The organism is Thalassolituus sp. ST750PaO-4, assembly GCF_020320405.1.
In the GTDB taxonomy this organism is placed as follows: domain Bacteria; phylum Pseudomonadota; class Gammaproteobacteria; order Pseudomonadales; family Oceanobacteraceae; genus Venatoribacter; species Venatoribacter alkanivorans.
The window spans coordinates 353494-372322 of the sequence record NZ_JABVCB010000001.1; the positions used below are offsets into that span (position 1 = coordinate 353494).

13 protein-coding genes are annotated in these 18829 nt (G+C 54.4%); 6 read left to right on the forward strand and 7 right to left on the reverse strand.

Annotated features, from left to right (window positions below; translation table 11 throughout):
- Positions 1–47 precede the first annotated feature (47 nt).
- The 4 genes from HUF18_RS01670 to HUF18_RS01685 all read left to right on the forward strand — a co-directional run bounded on the left by HUF18_RS01670 (position 48) and on the right by HUF18_RS01685 (position 4114).
- Positions 48–1310, forward strand: coding sequence for a DSD1 family PLP-dependent enzyme (locus tag HUF18_RS01670; RefSeq protein WP_225690905.1), 1263 nt, complete (start codon positions 48–50; stop codon positions 1308–1310).
- 40 nt (positions 1311–1350) lie between these two features.
- Positions 1351–2541, forward strand: coding sequence for a DUF819 family protein (locus HUF18_RS01675; protein ID WP_225690906.1), 1191 nt, complete (start codon positions 1351–1353; stop codon positions 2539–2541).
- A 1-nt stretch (position 2542) separates the two neighbouring features.
- Positions 2543–3340 carry an SDR family NAD(P)-dependent oxidoreductase gene (locus HUF18_RS01680; protein WP_225690907.1) on the forward strand — a complete coding sequence of 266 codons (798 nt, stop codon included), beginning with the start codon at positions 2543–2545 and terminating at the stop codon, positions 3338–3340.
- A gap of 75 nt (positions 3341–3415) precedes the next feature.
- On the forward strand, positions 3416–4114 hold the full coding sequence (locus tag HUF18_RS01685; RefSeq protein ID WP_225690908.1) for an alpha/beta hydrolase: 699 nt from the start codon (positions 3416–3418) through the stop codon (positions 4112–4114).
- A 17-nt stretch (positions 4115–4131) separates the two neighbouring features.
- Here HUF18_RS01685 and HUF18_RS01690 read toward each other — a convergent pair whose 3' ends face one another.
- From HUF18_RS01690 to HUF18_RS01700, 3 genes are all read right to left on the reverse strand, one after another.
- Positions 4132–6126, reverse strand: coding sequence for a methyl-accepting chemotaxis protein (locus tag HUF18_RS01690; protein ID WP_225690909.1), 1995 nt, complete (start codon positions 6124–6126; stop codon positions 4132–4134).
- Between the two features lie 159 nt (positions 6127–6285).
- Positions 6286–7236 (reverse strand): diguanylate cyclase domain-containing protein, encoded by a 951-nt coding sequence (locus tag HUF18_RS01695; protein WP_145470055.1) that lies wholly within the window; start codon positions 7234–7236, stop codon positions 6286–6288.
- On the reverse strand, positions 7233–12116 hold the full coding sequence (locus tag HUF18_RS01700; protein WP_225690910.1) for a PAS domain S-box protein: 4884 nt from the start codon (positions 12114–12116) through the stop codon (positions 7233–7235). Before HUF18_RS01700 ends, HUF18_RS01695 begins: the two co-directional genes overlap by 4 nt.
- Before the next feature lie 203 nt (positions 12117–12319).
- Here HUF18_RS01700 and HUF18_RS01705 point away from each other — a divergent pair, with 203 nt between their 5' ends.
- Complete coding sequence (locus HUF18_RS01705; protein WP_255605610.1) at positions 12320–12655, forward strand: ArsC family reductase; 336 nt, start codon at positions 12320–12322, stop codon at positions 12653–12655.
- A 47-nt stretch (positions 12656–12702) separates the two neighbouring features.
- Positions 12703–13734, forward strand: coding sequence for a 2,3,4,5-tetrahydropyridine-2,6-dicarboxylate N-succinyltransferase (dapD, locus tag HUF18_RS01710; protein ID WP_225690911.1), 1032 nt, complete (start codon positions 12703–12705; stop codon positions 13732–13734).
- Between the two features lie 41 nt (positions 13735–13775).
- On the opposite strand, the gene rfbB is transcribed toward dapD, so the two are convergent.
- From rfbB to pbpC, 4 genes are all read right to left on the reverse strand, one after another.
- A complete protein-coding gene (rfbB, locus tag HUF18_RS01715; protein WP_225690912.1) occupies positions 13776–14846 on the reverse strand; it encodes a dTDP-glucose 4,6-dehydratase in 1071 nt (356 codons plus the stop codon).
- Positions 14846–15733 (reverse strand): dTDP-4-dehydrorhamnose reductase, encoded by an 888-nt coding sequence (gene rfbD, locus HUF18_RS01720; protein ID WP_225690913.1) that lies wholly within the window; start codon positions 15731–15733, stop codon positions 14846–14848. Before rfbD ends, rfbB begins: the two co-directional genes overlap by 1 nt.
- On the reverse strand, positions 15730–16272 hold the full coding sequence (gene rfbC, locus HUF18_RS01725; protein WP_225690914.1) for a dTDP-4-dehydrorhamnose 3,5-epimerase: 543 nt from the start codon (positions 16270–16272) through the stop codon (positions 15730–15732). Before rfbC ends, rfbD begins: the two co-directional genes overlap by 4 nt.
- 113 nt (positions 16273–16385) lie before the next feature.
- Positions 16386–18803: a penicillin-binding protein 1C gene (pbpC, locus tag HUF18_RS01730; protein WP_225690915.1), complete on the reverse strand. Its 2418-nt coding sequence runs from the start codon at positions 18801–18803 to the stop codon at positions 16386–16388.
- Positions 18804–18829 lie beyond the last annotated feature (26 nt).

An 18829-nucleotide genomic window follows, 5' to 3' on the forward strand; every position in this document is an offset into this window, starting at 1 on the left:
AAAAAGAAACATCAGTGATCAGCCCCATGCTTATAGCGGAACAGTCCATGACTCAAATGTATTTTCAGAATCTGACACGGGGTTTACAGCAGGCTGGTATCTGCACCCCCACACTGGTTATCGATAAAGAACGCCTGGATCGCAACATTGATCATTTGATCGATGTGCTTAACCGCGGCTTCGATTACCGCATTGTGGCTAAGTCGCTGCCTTCCATTCCAATGCTGCAATACGTGATGCGCCGTACCGGCACTCAGCGCTTAATGAGTTTTCATCTGCCGTTTCTGATGCATCTGGTTGAACATATTCCGGCTGCAGATGTATTGATGGGTAAGCCAATGCCGATTGCTGCCGTACGCCATTTTTATCAATGGCACAGCCAGCAAACCAGCAGCATGTGCTTTGCTCCGGAACTGCAGCTGCAGTGGCTGATCGACAGTAACGAGCGCCTGCAGCAATACGCAGCTCTGGCCCAGGAGCTTAACCTGCGCTTGCGTATCAATCTGGAAATTGATGTAGGGCTGCACCGTGGAGGCTTTCAGCCTGATGAATTGTTTGTCCGCGCGCTGAAAACCATTGCCGCCTCTCCTCTGCTGACACTGTCAGGTCTGATGGGCTACGAAGCTCATATCAGTAAAATTCCGGCCTTTCTCGGCGGTAGCGAAAAAGCGCTCGAACAGGCAAAGAACAGCTATCGCCAGTTCACCACACTGATTACAGACACCCTTGGCAGTGACGCTCTGGAAGGGCTTTGTCTGAATACCGGCGGCAGTTCAACCTATCCGCTCTACGAGCAGGACAGCATTGGTCTGGTTAACGAAATTGCCACGGCCTCAGCACTGGTTAAGCCGACCGATTTTGATGTATTCACACTGGAGCATCACCAGCCGGCGGTCTTTATTGCCGCACCGGTATTGAAGGTGGTTAAAGACCCGGAAATCCCGATGGCCAGTGGCTTATCCCGTCTGCTGCGGGTATTTGGCCGCCTGCCTCATCAGGCCTGTTTTATTTACGGCGGCAATTGGCTGGCACAACCCTGCTATCCCGCTCCGTGCCAGCGCGCCAGTATTTTTGGCCATTCCAGTAACCAGGAACTGTACGAGTTACCGGACGGCCATGACATTAAACCTGACGATTATCTGTTTTTCCGTCCGACCCAGAGCGAATCCGTATTCCTGCAATTCGGCAATATTGCTTTGTATGAGCAGGGCCGGATCAGCGAATGGTGGCCGGTATTCAGTTATCCGGACAAGTTCCCGCCCACCAGCCAGCTGCAGAGCCTGCCGGGCACAGAAACCCTGAATGCCTGACCAGCCATTATCCCTACAATAAAAATACCGAGGAATCATCGTGTCTGCTGTTATTACCCTGATTGCCTACCTGTTAGTACCGGCGCTGTTGGTTGTTCTTTGCCAGCGTGTCAGCTGGCTGGATAAAGCCGGCGTGGTTGTGCTGTCATTTGCCAGTGGTATTGCTCTGGCCGCCACCGGAATGTTGCCGGACCTGGCTGGGGCCGAAGCCCTGAAAACCGTACAAACCAATCTGTCAGAAATTGCCATCGCACTGGCCTTGCCGCTGCTGGTGTTTTCCATTGATGTGAAAGCATCATTCGGTATGGCCGGCGACACGATGAAAAGCATGGGTGTGGCCTTAATTGCAGTCATTATTGCCAGTGCCGCCGGGGCTTTTATTTATGCGGATTCGCTGGCCAACGTCTGGCAGATTGCCGGCATGTCGGTCGGCGCTTACACCGGTGGTGGGCCGAATATGGCCGCCATCAAGACCGCTATCGAAGCCGATGAAAATACCTTCACCACCATGATCACCTACGACATTCTGTTGTCGGCACTGTATCTGATGTTTGTGATGACACTGGCCAAGCCGATTTTCAGCCGTTTCCTGCGCCCTTACCGCAGTCAGGGCGAACACGCTTATCACAGCGAAGAAGAAAAGTTTGGTCATATGGCCGATGAAACCGCCAACGCCTACAAAGTGCTGGCTAATGTCAAAGCGCTGCCAAAGACCGCACTGGCTCTGCTGCTGTCCGCCGTCAGCGTCGTCATCGCGCTGGGCGTGGCTTCACTGGTGCCGGGCAGTATGAGTTCTGCGGTGACCATCATTACCATCACCACACTGGGCGTGCTGGCGTCTTTTGTGCCGGCCATCCGCAATCTGCCCAACAGCTTTCAGCTGGGGATGTACCTGATTCTGGTGTTCTGTTTCACCACCGGCACCATGACCGATACCAGTATTGTTACCAACCTGAACGTCGACCTGTTTGCCTATATCAGCATTATTCTGGTCGGTTCACTGATTCTGCAGGCCATCATTTGCCGCCTGCTGAATATTGATACTGACACGTTTTTAATCACCTCATCGGCCGCCATTATGTCGGTGCCTTTTATTCCGGTGATTGCCGGAGCGCTGAAAAACCGCGAGATCATTCTGCCGGGCTTTGCCGCGGCCATCATCGGCTATATCGTCGGTAATTATCTCGGTGTCGGCGTCGCCTTCTTTACCCGCTGGCTGCTTGGCGCCTGAGATGTTATTCCGGCGCAGCACCAGGCTCCCGCAAAATCAAACCATCCTCCTTGCCGGTGCATCCGCCGGCATGGCCCGCCAGCTCGCGCTGTTACTGGCACAGAGGCCTAACCGTTTTATTCTGTTTGCCCGCCGCCAGCACGAACTGCAGGAGCTGGCAGAGCAATTACGCGCACAGCAGTGTGAGGTACTGACAGTCTGCGGTGATGCCTGCCGGGAAGAAGACACTAACAATGCCGTATCTCTGGCAATGGCTCAGTTCGGGCGTATTGATCTGGCGTTGCTGAATGTCGGTGCTGGTCCTGAGCAGCGTATGGCAGAAACCTCCGTTGCCGATATCCGCCAGTGTATGGAACTGAATTACCTGAGTCTGGCGAATTTTCTGCCGCCGCTGATCACTGCCATGTGCAGCCAGCAGGCGGATAAACGCGGATTACGTGGCACCATCGCTCATACCAATTCTCTGGCCGGATTTATTGGCTTACCCATGCAGGGGCCGTACAGCGCAGCCAAAGCCGCCGCCCGCTTGCTGATGGACAGCTGCCGGGTTGAGCTGGAACCTGAAGGGCTGAAATTTATTTCGCTGTATCCGGGCTTTGTGCAGACCGCACGGGTTAACCAGTACGATATGCCCGCCCCTTTTGCCATCAGCGAAAGCAAAGGCGCAGAACGGATGCTGCAGGGCCTTCTGAGTGGCCGTGACGACTATCTGTTTCCCGGCCCGTTAAGCTGGCTTATCCGTCTGGCACGTGTCCTGCCCAAATGCGTCAGTAAGCGGCTGTTGCGGCGCGTACTCTGAAAATGCACCGTGTGCTCTGAAAAACGCACAGACAAACAAAGCGTTATACTGGCCACCTTATTCGTGGAGCCATTTATGACCAGTCCAACCTATCAGCGCCAGAATTTTCCCGACCGCATCGTACTGGAACCTTCAACACCAGCCGACAGCTGTATTATCTGGCTGCATGGTCTGGGTGCCAGCGGTGATGATTTTGTCCCGGTGCTGCCGCATTTGTTACAGGCTCTCAATACCACTCAGCCCCCCGTGCTGCGTGCCATTTATCCGCATGCACCACAGCAGCCGGTAACCATTAATGGCGGCATGGTGATGCCCAGCTGGTACGATTTACTGGCCACCAGCCCCAGACGTCAGATTGATGGCCAGCAACTGAGCGACTCCGTACAGCGCATCCACACTCTGATCGATCAGCAAATTGCCGCGGGTATCGACAGCCGCCGGATTCTGCTGGCCGGTTTCTCTCAGGGCGGAGCCGTTGCTTATGAAACCGCCTTCAGCTACCCGCAACCACTGGCCGGCTTGATGGCGTTATCAACCTATATTGCCCGCCCGCTGCAGATAAACGCCGCCAATCAGCATCTGCCGGTGCTGATTGCTCATGGTGATTATGATGCCGTGGTCAGCCCGGAGCTGGGCGAAGAAGCCAGCCGGTGGCTGGCACAGTCTGGTATCAATGCAGAAAGCCACCGTTACCCGATGGCGCATGAAGTGTGTCTGCAGGAGATTGAGGATTACGGCCGCTTTGGAGGCCGCTGTTTAAGCACAAGGGTTTAGGCACAAGGCTTTAGGTGCTATTTCGGGCTGAGCACAAACTCAGCCGCCAGGCTAGTCAGTTTGCCGGCCAGCTCCCGCTGCTCTTTCGCCGTTTTTCTCATAAAGTTAGACGTCGCGACGGTGTGCTCGGCAATTTTATAAATACTGCGCACACTCCCGGCGACTTCCTGATTGGTGGCCACCTGCTCTTCGGCCGCTGCGGCTACCTGATCGCTCATATCACGGATGGTTCGCACCGCACTGCGGATATGGCCCAGCTCCTCGTCCAGCGATGAGGCCAGTTTTACCGTGTGCTGTACCGCTTCCTGTGATGATTCTACCGCCACAAAGGCCTGTTTCGATTCCTGCTGAAAACGGCCGATAATGCTTTCAATTTCCGATGTTGAATCCTGCGTCCGCTGTGCCAGCGTGCGCACTTCATCGGCGACCACAGCAAAGCCCCGCCCCTGTTCTCCGGCCCGCGCAGCTTCAATAGCAGCATTCAGTGCCAGCAGATTGGTTTGCTCGGCAATGGATTTGATCACATTCAGCACACCACCAATGGCACCGCTGCTGTCGTGCAGGCTGCGGATTACCGTCGATACCTGATTCATCTTTTCATCCAGCTGACCGATGTAATTCAGACTGCTCTGCACCGCTTCGCCACTTTTGTCAGCCGTGTGGTTAGCCGCATCCGACTGATCAGCGACCCGCTGGATATTGCCGGCAATTTCTTTGGTGGCAACCTCCAGCTGACCAATAGCGGTAACGACCTTCGCGGTTTCATTCTGCTGCAGATCCATTCCCTTAGTACTGAGTGAAATGGTGACGTGGTTCTGCATGGAAATCAGCGTCAGCTGCTCAGAGATCGCGGTGATGTGTTCTACCATCGATGCCATCCGCGCCATCATCTGATTACAGGCGCGTGCGGCTTCGCCCAATTCATCATCCAGCAATACCGGCACCCGCTGGTAAAGGCACAGATCATTTCCTGCGGCGGTCAGGCCGATATGCAGTTGTCGTATCTGCTGGTACAGCAGATACGACAACCAGAAGGCCAGCAATGCGGTAACACTGACGGTGATAACAGCAATCAGTATTCCCAGCCAGAATTCCTGCCGGGTGTCCTGCAGAATCCCGCTGGCATTATCCAGCAGCGCTTGCTGCTGCCCGTCTTCCAGAATTTTTAATGCCTCAATTCTCTCTGTCGCTGCCGCAAACCAGTCGGTGGGAGATACCCCGAAGCCGCTGTCGCCCTGCAGCGCTTTTTCACGTAAACGTGAGACGTTCTGCACTGCAGCTGACTGCTGGAATTGACGGTACGCTGCCAGAGCCTGAGCATCCGCAATGCGTTCAAAGCTCTGCAGAAATGCATCCTGCTCCGATACCAGACGAACAAAGCGGGCGAACAGTTGTGGAGTAAAAGCATCTCTGGCAAATACATTACTTAAAACCGCCCGCTCAATACCTGCCCGCTCTTTGCCCTGCAGAAAACTGTAATACGCCTGCAGCTGGCGCACGGTTTCACCATGGCCGGTAAATTCGCTGGCCAGTGCCGGCACAATCAGCAGCCGGTCTATGGTTTGGGTATAAAACGCCAGAACATCAGGCAACGCTGCGGTCTGCGACAGTACACTCTGGCGCAATGTATTTAGCGTTTTCAGATTAGCCTGTGCATCATTGATGGCCTGATTCAGCTTGGGGTAAGTATTGAAACTCTGCTGTTGCAGAAAGTCGCTCCAGCCACGGATGCGCTCATCGGCTATGCGCTGTTGCTGCGGCAACGCCTGAACAAACGTCTGCCCTTTACTGCCCAGAAAACCTGCGGACATACCACGCTCTTTCTGCAGCTCGTGCGCCAGCGCACTGTTCAGTGCTGAAATCTGCACCAGTGCCTGAATATCGGACAGCTCCTGCATATGATTCAGATTGCTGAGCAACCAGCGCCCCTGCAACGACAGCAATGCCAGTAAAGGCACAGCAATTAACAGCAGTAATTTGCCTTTTACGCTTAATGATTTCAGCAGTCCCATGCTGAGTCTCCCTGTGAACCCGGTGTCTGGCATTCAGAATAGACAGATTGACAAAACTCACAGGTAGGGTGATTGACAGATACGACAAAAGCCTCAGATATCTGTACGAACTGGCGGATATATATCCAGAAATAAGGCTGATATGGCTAGCGGAGAGTATTAATCTGACAAACCGGCTGAACGGGCGCAGTTACGGCCATCATGTTTGGCACGATAAAGCTGTTCATCGGCCATATTGAGCAGGTTTTCAATACCGGAAGTGGAATCCGGCAGCAGTGTCGCAACACCGGCGCTGATGGTCAGGTGCTCACCAGCAGACGACATGGCATGGGGAATCTTCAGCGCCCGGACGGAATCCAGCAGACGCTGTGCCAGTAACGTGGCTCCGCCATTATCAGTATCGGGCAACAAACAGGCGAACTCTTCTCCGCCGTAACGGGAGAGGCTGTCATGCGGACGCTGTAATGCAGAACGCAGAGCATGGGCAACATCGCGCAATGCTTTATCACCGGCCAAATGCCCGTAGTGATCGTTATATTGTTTAAAATGATCAATATCGATAAGAATCAGCGACAACGGCTTCTTATCCCTCCGTCCCTGACGCCAGTGCAACTGCGCCTGCTCATCAAAACGACGACGGTTTGCCACACCGGTTAAGCCATCCTGCATTGCAATTGAATGCAGAATATCACGCTGCAATTTCACCACCACGTGAGTCCTCACCCGGACAGAAACGAGCGCTGGGTTGATTGGCTTGGTTATAAAATCGACGGCACCCACATCAAATGCCCGTACTTCGTCGACGACATCCTGCTGTGCGGTAACAAATATCACCGGGAAGTTTTCCAGCGTCTGGTCGGCCTTTAATGCCGTGCAAACCTCATAGCCATCCATATCCGGCATCATAATATCAAGCAGCATAATATCGGGTGGGTTCTCGCTGCACATATCCAGCGCCTGACGGCCACTGGTGGCCATAAAGACGTCAAATTCTTCTTTCAGGATTTCATGCAGCGTGCGGATAACCAGTGGCTGATCATCAACAATCAGCAAACGTGGTTTATGCGCCAGACCAGGGATTAACTCCGCCAGTGTCTTTCCTGAATTCATTCCCACTCCTGCACATCGGTTAATGTGTGCTGTGCTGCCCTGAAATCCAGCTGCTCAATCTGCTCCAGCAACTTACTGAATTTTAGTGTATTTCCGGGAAAACGCGCCCGCGGCCATTGTTCAATCAAGGCCAGTGCCGCCATATTGTTTTCCCGCAGCAGGATACCGAGCTGAGTTAACGCTGCGCGCCAGCGTTCGGCCGGCCAGTTATCACTCGTTTGCTGTTGTGGTTGTTGTTCTTTCTGCTGCTGAGCATCAGCAGAAGAAGTCATATCCACCAGCGTCTGATGTGAAACCTGCAGCAACTGCTCAAGCTCAGCGAGCAGAGCTTCACCATCGGAATCCTCAGCTGCAACATTATCTGCAGCACTTATTTCTTTAAATTGCTCTTCCAGCTCGCTGCTGCGCCGCGCCAGAGCAACAGCCCCCATGGTTGCGGCAGTACCCTTAAGGGTATGCAGGGTCGCGCTGCTGTCCTGCCAGAGCCGCTGCTGCCATTGCTGTCTCAGTGTCTGCAGCAGTGCGCTCATATCCGTCAGGAAGCGTTCGGTCATACTGGCCAGCAAACGGCGGTTATGGCCAAAGCGCCGTAACAGGGTGTCCATATCCTCAACTATAGTCATTGCCACAGGCTCCGGCGCTGAAGGGACCCCAACCAACTGCCGCAGAACATGTACCAGATCATCCAGATTGACTGGTTTACCTACGTGGGCATTCATTCCTGCAGCAACACAAGCCAGCCGGTCAGCTTCTGAAACATTAGCCGTCATCGCCACAATTGGCAGCCCGGCAAAGCGGCTGTCAGCACGGATACGCCGTGTGGCTTCCAGACCATCGATATCCGGCATCTGCATATCCATAATCACGGCGTCATAGCCCCTGTTCTGGCTGACAACCTTATTAACACCCGTTAAACCGCCTTCAGCCAGATCCACAACAGCCCCTTCTGCCTGCAGGAGTTCAAAGGCAATTTCACGGTTAATTTCATTATCTTCCACCACCAGAATTTGCAGGCCCGCAAGGCGCTTCTCGCTTTCTGAAGGAAGCACAGAGGATGGTTCAGGCAGGCGCAGTGCACGGGCGACGGCCTCTGACAGCTGCACCGGAGTCAAAGGCTTGCTGAGAAATTCGCGGAATGGTGGATTGTCACTGCAGAGAACCTCAGCCAGAAACTCCCGTCCATAGGCGCTGATCAGTATTACCGCCGGTGCCTGCTCAGCCAGAGCATCGCTGATGGCCTGAGCCACTTCCACTCCGTCAGCATCCGGCAGACGCCAGTCCAGCAGCACGGCCTGATAAGGTTTTCCCTGACGATGAGCGGCAACAACCGCAGCCACTGCTGCGTTACCATCCGGTTCCAGATCAACCTGCCAGCCCAGTGAACGGCCATCGCGCTGCAGAAGTTCTGCACTCAGAGGGTGATCTTCCACCAGCAGAATCCGCGGTTCCGCTAGTGCCGGAGCGAAAACCGGCGGCTTATAAGGTTCGGCCAGCACAACAGGTAATTCCAGATCAAACCAGAAGCAGCTGCCTTTGCCCAATTCGCTGCGCAGATTCAGTTCAGAGCCCATCATCGCAGCCAGACGTTTGCAAATCACCAGGCCCAGGCCGGTACCGCCAAAGCGGCGACTGGTTGAAACTTCTGCCTGGGTGAAACCTTCAAAAATACGCTGTTGATTCTCCGCAGAAATACCAATACCGGTGTCTTCAACTTCTATACGGAAGCAAACATCTGCAGCCACCATTTTCAGCTGCCGCACACGGACTCTGACGTATCCGTTCTGGGTGAATTTCAGCGCGTTACCAGCCAAGTTAATTAATATCTGTTGCAGACGATTGCTGTCTCCCAACAGGGTTTGTGGCAGCGACAGATCCAGATCAAATACCACCTCGACCGGCTTACTGCCCAGATTGCCGGAAATCACCACGGCCAGATTGCGCATGATTTCATCAAGGTTAAACGGGTGAATATCGAGCTGCAGTTTGCCCGCTTCTATTTTTGAGTAATCAAGAATGTCATTCAGCAGGCTGAGCAGCGAACCTGCTGCACTCTGTGACTTAGTGACATAGTCCCGCTGCCGTGCGCTGAGGCTGGTCTGTGCCACCAGTTTCAGCATGCCCAGTACAGCATTCATCGGAGTACGGATTTCATGACTCATATTGGCCAGAAACGCTGATTTTGCCGCACTGGCAGCATCCGCAGCATCTTTGGCTTCACGCAGGCGGGTTTCGTACTGCAACTGCTCGGTGATATCGCGGTTAATCCCGGTTACCCGCAATAAGGTGCCATTTTCCAAGCGCTCAACCGCTGCTCCGGCCTGAATACTGCGTTCACTACCATCCGGCAGCACAATGCGGAAAACCGGATCATAAACACCGCGGCCTTCGACAGCAGCCTGCAATGCTTCCTCTGTGCGGGCCAGATCATCCGGATGAAGGCGCATCCGCCAGTGTTCATACTTCAGACCATTGCTGCGCAGGCTGAGCGGTTGCTGGTACAGCTCAAACATACGGTCGTTCCATTGCAGCTCATTATTTTCCGGCGTCCAGGACCAGACCCCTAATTCGGCAACCTCAGTCGCCATTGCCAGCTGAGCGGAGGTTGCCGCCAGAACCTTCTGCTGCGCCCGTTCTTCACTGATATCGGTCATAATACCGACAACAATGCGCTCCCCTCCCAGGTTCATGGCACCAAGGCTGATCTGTACCGGAAAGACGCTGCCATCTTTACGCCGGGCCTGAATTTCGCGGTTAATACCAATCACCCGGTTGCCGGTCATTTCACGGAAACGCTGCATATAAAGGTCGTGACGTGAGGCAAAAGGTTCTGGCATCAACAGGCTGACATTCTGGCCAATTACCTCCTCAGCCAGATAGCCGAACGTTTGTTCACCGGCCGGATTGAACGAGCGGATGGTGCCAAAACTGTCGATGGTAATAATCGGATTAACTGCGGTATCAAGAATAGCCTGAGTAGTCACCAGACTTTTTTCCAGTGCTGCTTCACTGGCTTTACGCGCGCTGATATCGACTGCAATGCCCAGATAACCAACGATCTCACCTGCAGTATCGCGCATCGTCGTTACCGACAGGCTGACCAGCAAACGCTGACCGTTTTTGCGTATGTACGTCCATTCGCGGGTTTCGGCACCCGTCCGTTCCGATTGATGAACAAAAACGCGAAAGCCGCGGATTTCTTTGCCATATTCGCGCTCCAGTTCAACCGAACGGGCTTCAATCTCTTCTGCGGCGTGCAACACCGCCGGCGACTGAACACCGACAAATTCTTCCGCGCGATAGCCCAGCATACATTCAGCCCCCTGATTAAACAGAGTGACGATACCGTCTTTGTCGGTGGCAATAATTGAAACTTCAGAAGCAGAATCAAGCACGCTTTGCAGCAGCTGACTGAGGCGTTGTGCCTCACCGGCACGCTCTTCCACCTGACGTTCCAGATTGGTGTTCAGCTCGAGGATTTTCGCCTGCGCGGCTTTTTGTCCGGAGATATCGCGGACGCTTTCCGACACCCCTACCACTTTACCTTCCGTGTTACGGATTACGGCATAGGAAACCGACACATCCAACAATGAACCGTCGGCACGGCAGCGCTGTCCCTCCTTCGGCAGCAAGTGTTCCCCCTTTGAGGCAGCAACGCATACCTGATGCTCTTCTTCCTGTAATTCAGGTGGAATAATCAGCTCCATTAACGGGCGTCCCAGGGCATCCGCTTCAGCAATACCAAACATTCTGGCCGCTGCCGGATTCCAGCTTTGTACATGACCATGGCAGTCCTGACTGATGATGCCATCGGCCGAGCTTTCAACGATGGAAGCCAACCTTCTCTGCTGCGCCAGAAACTCTCTGCGCCGCACGCGGCTGTTGATCTGCATCGCCAGCAGCGCACTGATAAGCACACTGATAAGAGAACCCAGGGCAAAAACAATCGCTGGCGAAGGCAGATTCAGTTCACGGATAAAAGAGGGATAAACCCTGAAGCGGAATTGCCAGTGGCGACCGTAAATGGTGCGCTCAATCTGATAGCTGCCAATATTTGCAACCGCAGCGGGTGTTTGGTTATTAAAAAAGCTGACCGGTTGCTGTGCATCGGTAATATCGACAATTTCCAGCGCCAGCTTATGCTCGTGCAAGCGCAGATCTTCCATCACTTCTGCCATTAACAACGGCGCATAACTCCAGCCATAGCCAAACTGTTCACGCCCGGCCTGGGTCTGCGGCGTTTTACCGCCCTGATAGACTGGCATAAGAATCAGAAATGACTGTTGTGGGCTGCCGGTTGCCTGCACCAGCGTAATCGGTCCGGTTAGGCGTACCTCACCACTGAGCAGGGATGACCAGGCCGCTTCGCGGCGATTATGTTCTGACGCAATATCCAACCCGACCGCCGCGTCGTTACGCTCTACCGGCTCAATATACTGAATAACAAAGCGTTCACCGCCATGAGGGGTGAGCTGGCGGATACGGAAGTCCGGCCAGCCATCAGCCTGAGCTGTCTGTATAAAGCGTGCTTCATCAGCTTCCGCCACCCGGCGAATAAAGCCAAAGCCGCGGGCGCCGGGGAATTCTTCATCAACATCGCGGGTGGCACTGTAACGCTTTACCAGATCGCGGCTCAGATCATCACCCGCGGTAAGAATGGCGCCGCGCATACCTCTGAGGCCGTATTGATAAAGCTCAATGCGGCGCTCTACCTGAGTGGTCAGGCCATGCGCCTGCCTGTTCAGCGAGTCGTGCAAACGTTCTGCATTTAACTGCCTGATTTTGACCGACAGAAACAGGCTGATCAGCAGCCCCAGCGTCAACGCCAGCAATACCCAGCGCCAGAGCTGGCGATGCTTCCCTTTGGTTATAACGTTCGGCACGCAGACGTCTCCTTATTGTCCCCAAAAAAAGCGCCTTCGCGCGCTATCGCCAAGCCTTTTAAGACTAGCTATCCCGGCAGGGATCACCAGCGGCTGAACCCTTTCCCACCTTCTGGTATCCTTGCGCCTCTTTTTTGCCAGAACGCCAATGCCAGCGTTCAGCCACAATGTTCATCCGCAAACAGGAGCGTACCGTGATCACCATGTACGGCATTAAAAACTGCGACACCATCAAGAAAGCCCGTAAGTGGCTGGAAGACGCCGGTGTTGAATACCAGTTTCATGACTACAAAAAAGACGGCTTAAGCCCTGAATTACTCGATGGCTGGATCAGCGAACTGGGCTATGAAGCCCTGCTGAACAAGCGCGGCACAACATGGCGCAAACTGGCAGACGACATCAAAGACAATATTGATGAAAGCAGCGCCCGTGCAGTGATGCTGGATAATCCGTCCATCATCAAACGCCCGCTGCTGGATACCGGCAGCCGCAAAGTACTTGGCTTCAGTGTTACCGAATACACCGATCTGAACTTCTGAACTGACTTAAATAGAACGCGCATCAGCGCCCGATCTGAGGAATGACTATGACAAACGCATTTGCCCTGGCCATTGGTGTCGGCACCAAAAACAGCAAAGGTGACTGGCTCGAAGTATTTTACCCGCAGCCGCTGCTGAACCCGGCCGCTGCCCTGATTGACGCGGCCAAAAGCGCTCTGGGCTATGAAGAAGGCAACGTTGCCCTGGATGTTGACGGTGGCGAACTGGAAGCCTTTGCTGCGGCACTCGACAGCGCCGATCCGCTGCAGGCTGCCCTGGCCCGCGCCTGCACCGAAAGCGAAAAGCCGGTTGTGGTGACTATTCTGGCCGCCGACGAACAGGCTACATCCACGCCTGAGGTTTACCTTAAGCTGCACCTGCTGTCTCACCGTCTGGTAAAACCACACGGTCTGAATCTGGCCGGTATGTTCGGCCTGCTGCCCAATGTGGCCTGGACCAATAAAGGCGCAGTCGACCTGGATGAACTGCCGGCCGCACAGCTGGAAGCCCGTCTGAACGGCGATCTGCTGAGCGTAAACAGCGTGGATAAATTCCCGCGCATGACCGACTACGTGGTACCGAAAGGCGTGCGTATTGCGCACACCGCGCGCGTGCGTCTGGGCGCTTACATCGGCGAAGGCACCACCATCATGCACGAAGGCTTTGTTAACTTTAATGCCGGTACTCTGGGCGTTTCTATGGTTGAAGGCCGTATCTCTGCCGGTGTTGTGGTCGGTGACGGCTCTGACCTGGGCGGTGGCTGCTCCACCATGGGCACACTGTCTGGCGGCGGCAACATCATTATTTCTGTCGGTGAAAAATGCCTGCTCGGCGCCAACGCCGGTATCGGTATCCCGCTGGGTGACCGCTGCACCGTTGAAGCCGGTCTGTACGTCACCGCCGGTACCAAAATTCAGGTACTGGACGATCAGAAAAACGTGGTTGAAGTGGTTAAAGGCCGTGATCTGGCCGGTAAATCCGACCTGCTGTTCCGTCGTGATTCCATCACCGGTGCCGTTCAGTGCGTTACTAACAAGAGCGCCATTCAGCTCAACGAAGAACTGCACGCCAACAACTGAGGCAGCAGTATGTAATGCGGCTGAGCGTTCTGCTCAGCCCGTTAATGAGCCGCAAACCAGTGCGGATGCTGCAGATACCAGCGAACGGTATCCAGCATCGCAGCGGCAAAATCATGCTGCGGCATAAATCCTAATTCTCTGCTGATTTTTCCGGCATTAATGGCGTAACGCACGTCATGCCCCGGCCTGTCCTGCACATGGGTAATCAGCTGTTGCGAACGTCCGGCGATGGCACTCAGGGCCTGCGGATAACGTTCTGCCAATAAAGCATCGCGGGCAAACTCATCATTGAGCAGGCCACACAACAACTGAATAAACTGCAGATTCGTCTGTTCATTATGGCCGCCGATATTGTAATTACTGCCTGTTTTTCCGGCGCCAAGAATACGATCGATACCTGCTGCGTGATCCTTTACATATAACCAGTCGCGTACCTGCTGACCATTACCGAATACCGTTAAAGGCCGCTCAAACAGAATGTTGGTAATCATCCGTGGCATCAGTTTTTCGGGATACTGATAACGGCCAAAATTGTTGGAACAATTCGATAAACTCACATTCAGCCCGTAGGTTCTCGCCCAGGCATTTAACAAATGATCAGACGCTGCTTTGGTGGCGGCATAAGGATTACTCGGCTGATAACGGCTGTGCTCGCTGAAAGGTTCACCCTCTTCACCCAGATCACCGAACACTTCATCGGTTGAAACATGATGAAAACGATGCGGCAACACCGTATCGCCCGCCTTAAGCGGTTCTTCAATCCAGACCTGCCGGGCTGCCTGTAACAAATTCAGCATGCCGACAATATTGGTTTCGACAAATTGTTCCGGTGCACTGATCGAACGGTCGACGTGGGACTCTGCAGCGAAATTAACAATCGTATCCAGGCGATAAAAAGCCAGTAAATATTCAACCAGGCTGCGGTCGTTAATACTGCCCTGTACAAATACGGTATTCGGCCGTTTTAACGCCTCAGCTAAATTGGCTTTATTACCGGCGTAACTGAGGATATCGAGCACCACAATAAAATCCTGCGGATGCTCTTCCTGCCAGTATTCAACAAAGTTGGCCCCGATAAATCCCGCACCGCCGGTTACCAGTAAACGTTTCATCAGAGAGATTCCAGACTACGCTGCAGGCTTGCGCGCCAGCAGACAGGTTGACGTTGCAGCCGGGCATTTAATGCCGCCGAATCAAGCGCGCTAAACGCCGGACGTTCGGCGAGAATCGCCGGATTATTTGCCGCATAGGCAACACTGCTGAGCGGGGTAATTTCGACCTTTTGTGTTAACCGGCCGGAGCTAAGCGCCTGCCGCTGTATTTCACAGGCAAATTCATACCAGCTGGCCACACCGCTGCCTGCCCAGTGATAAATCCCCTGTAATTGCCCGTTATAAAGCAGCCACGCAGACTGCCAGATAACTTCAGCCAGCTCTGCTGCGGAAGTCGGTGACCCATACTGGTCATTCACCACCTGCAGATCACGACCGGCCTGCATTAAGTTGAGCATGGTGCGTAAAAAATTATGGCCATAATGGCTGTACAGCCAGGCGCTGCGGATAACCAGCAGATCGTCTTTTAAAATACCGACCGCCTGTTGTTCACCCGCTAATTTAGACTGACCGTAAATATTCAGCGGGCCGGTTTCAGCCTCTGGCGTCAGCGGTGTATTGCCGCCTGCGGAAAACACATAATCGGTGGAAAGATGCAGTAAACGCGCGCCCTGCTGACGACATATTTCGGCCAGAACTGCAACGGCCTGAGCATTAACGCGGTGCGCTTTTTCTGGCTGAATTTCCGCCTGATCGACGGCGGTAAACGCCGCACAGTTAATCACCAGCTGCTGTCCTTCACAGGCCTGGCGCAATGCGTTGTCGTCGCAGATATCCAGTGCCTGATGATCGCAGGCGCGCAGTCTGACCCAGTCCGGGCAGCTTGCCTGTAAGCATTGCCCCAGCTGGCCGCCGGCGCCGGTCAGTAATACGTTAACCGGCGTCATACGAAATAATCGGCCTGTTTAAAAGAGGAGCCTCTGGCGTCTTTTTCAGACAATATGGGCTCGCCCTGTAACGGCCAGCGGATAGCAAGATCCGGGTCGTCCCAGCGCAGAATGCGTTCACTTTGTGCGTGAAAATATCCGCTACAGCGATACAGACATTCGGCCCGTTCACTCAGGGTATAAAAGCCGTGGGCGAAACCCGGCGGCACCCATAACTGGTGGCGGTTCTCAGCGGATAATTCGAAGCCCTGCCAGCGGCCAAAGGTTGGCGAAGAGCGGCGCATATCGACAATCACATCAAACACACGGCCTGCCACCACACGCACTAATTTGCCCTGCGGCTGTTCCAGCTGATAGTGCAGTCCGCGTAAAACCCCCTGATGGGAAGCCGAATGATTATCCTGCACAAAAACCGCGCCCCCGGTCAGATCGTCCAGCCATTCCTGACGGAAGGTTTCCATAAAGAAGCCGCGCTCATCTTCATAGAGTCTGGGTTCAATAATGTACACATCGTTAAAGACGGAAGACGGCGTCAGCATGGTGGTATCCACAAAAGAAAACGGCAGCGGAGCAAATAAATACGAAGCGCGCGTTATAGCACGCGTCCGCTTAAACCAACAGTGTGACGCGGCGGGAAAGCACAATGGTCAGGTTATTCTACCTGCAGTGTTCGCCGGTCAAGCTCGCCCTGGGCATCCATCACCACCACTTCCTGTTCACCGGTCACGCTGAAGCGGTAACTAAGGGTTTCGGCCTCGCCACTGCTGCCAACGTGCAGGCCATTTACATACCAGTCGCGTGGACCCAGCCCGCCCTGAGCATGCAGCGAGATTTCCGGTAAGGCAGCGCTGCCGCCGGCACGGGTACGGCTGGAGCGTAAAATCAGGCCATCCTGAATACCGGTAATCTGCAAAGGCTCCAGTGCCAGCGCCGGAGGCTCGCTGCAGCGCGGATCAACGGCGGGTAAACGGTTACGCAGGCGCTGACTGGCCGGAAGCCAGTGTTCCAGTGGCCGTGGCCAGAGTGCCAGCTGGTGTGCTGACCGTGCGGATACATCACAGCTGCCATCGACCAGCAGGCCGCGCTCGCTGGTCCAGTAAGTTAACGGGTTGCGCCATAAACCATCGCTGCGTTCATCGCGTAAGGTCGGCGGCAGCTGACGCCGTACCAGCCAGGCTTTATGGGTCTGGAAGCACTGATCGGCCGGTGTTTCCGCGGCACTCTTACCCAACGGCCAGCAAATGGTTTCCTGACTGACCTGCTCTGGCTGCGGCAACAGCTCAGGTTTATGTTCGATGCGGTCAAATAGCTGGAACAACACCGGCAGCGCACTGAGCGCACCATAATGGCCGGGCGATGGCGTACCGTCCGGGCGGCCAAACCACACGCCAATGGTATAAGCAGGAGTCACACCCACCGCCCAGGCATCACGGAAGCCATAACTGGTGCCGGTTTTCCAGGCAATGCTGCGGTCGTTATCCTGCAGGGCATAACTGCGCGCACGGTCCGGACGCGGACTGCGCAACATATCATTCAACACCCAGGCGGTTTCTGCCGAAAATAACCAGCGAGAGCCGGCAGCCGATGGTAATTCTTCCGTCAGATAACGCAGCGGCCACACCTGCCCCTGATTAGCGATGGAGGAATACAGCTGCACCAGCTGCGCCAGCGATAATCCACCACCACCCAGCGCCATACTCAGGTTGGCTTTACCGTCACCGGGAATACGGTAGCGTGCTCCGGAATTGGCAAGAGCGGCGGCAAAGCGCTCCGGAGTAACGGCTTCCAGCACCTGCACGACCGGTAAATTAAGCGACTGCCGTAACGCCTCGGTGGCCGACACCGGGCCGGAAAAATGGCGGGTAAAGTTTTCCGGCTGATAATCGGTAAAATAACGCGGTACATCACGCAATAAACTGGCGGAGTGAATCAGCCCGTCTTCTATCGCCAGACCATAAATAAAAGGTTTTAAGGTTGACCCCGGCGAGCGCTGCGCCTGCACCATATCGACATGGCCGAAGCGTGAATCGTCGGCAAAATCGGCCGACCCGGCATAGGCGCGCACCTCGTGGCTGGCATTATCCAGCACCAGAATGGCGGCAGAATGACTGGGCGGAAAACGCTGAATTTCCTGCGCCAGATAATCTTCTATCTCGTACTGTAAATCGGCATCCAGCGTGGTTTTAATCAGGCTTTTATCGGCATTTTGCCGGCGTAATTCCCGCGCCAGTAACGGTGCCAGCTGCGGTGTATGCGGCTGATAAGCCAATACAGGTTCCAGCAGCGCCTGCTGATAATCCGTCGCTGTAATCACGCCAAATTCCAGCATCCGCTGCAGCACTTTATTACGTGCATTTAATGCCCGCTGCGGATAGCGGTCGGGGCGCAAACGCGACGGTGCCTGGGGTAATACCGCCATTAATGCCGACTCGGCCAGCGATAAGTCCAGTGCCGGTTTATCCAGATATAAACGACTGGCCGCCCCTACCCCTTCAATCACGCCGCCCATGGGCGCGTAATTTAAATACAGAGTGAATATTTCATCTTTGCTGTAATGCCACTCCAGCTGTAATGCCCGCAGTGCCTGTTCCAGCTTGCCACCGACGGAACGGGAATGCGGGTGAAAACGCCGCGCCACCTGCATGGAAATGGTCGAACCACCGGATACCACACAACCGCAGCGCCAGTTTTGCCAGGCGGCACGCAGCAGCGCGAAAGGATTTATTCCGGGGTGATAATAAAACCAGCGGTCTTCGTAATTCAGTAATGCGTCTTTATAAAAAGGCGATACTTCGTTCAGTTCTACCGGATAGCGCCAGACACCATTGCTGTCGGCAAAGGCACGCAACGGCCGTTCATGGCGATCAACCACCAGCTGGGCAAAATCATTCTGCGCGCCTTCTGTCTGGCGTTGCGGATCGGGTACGGCCAGTGGCCATAACCAATCGGCACTTTTTAACAGCAAACAAAAAAATACCAGCCACAGCAAATATCGTGTTGCTCTGGTGCGTGGCAGGCGGAAAAAACGTGCCGCGTTAAACGCGGCACGGTTGGCGGGTATGTTACTCACTCAGAGGACTCTTCTGACTGACACTT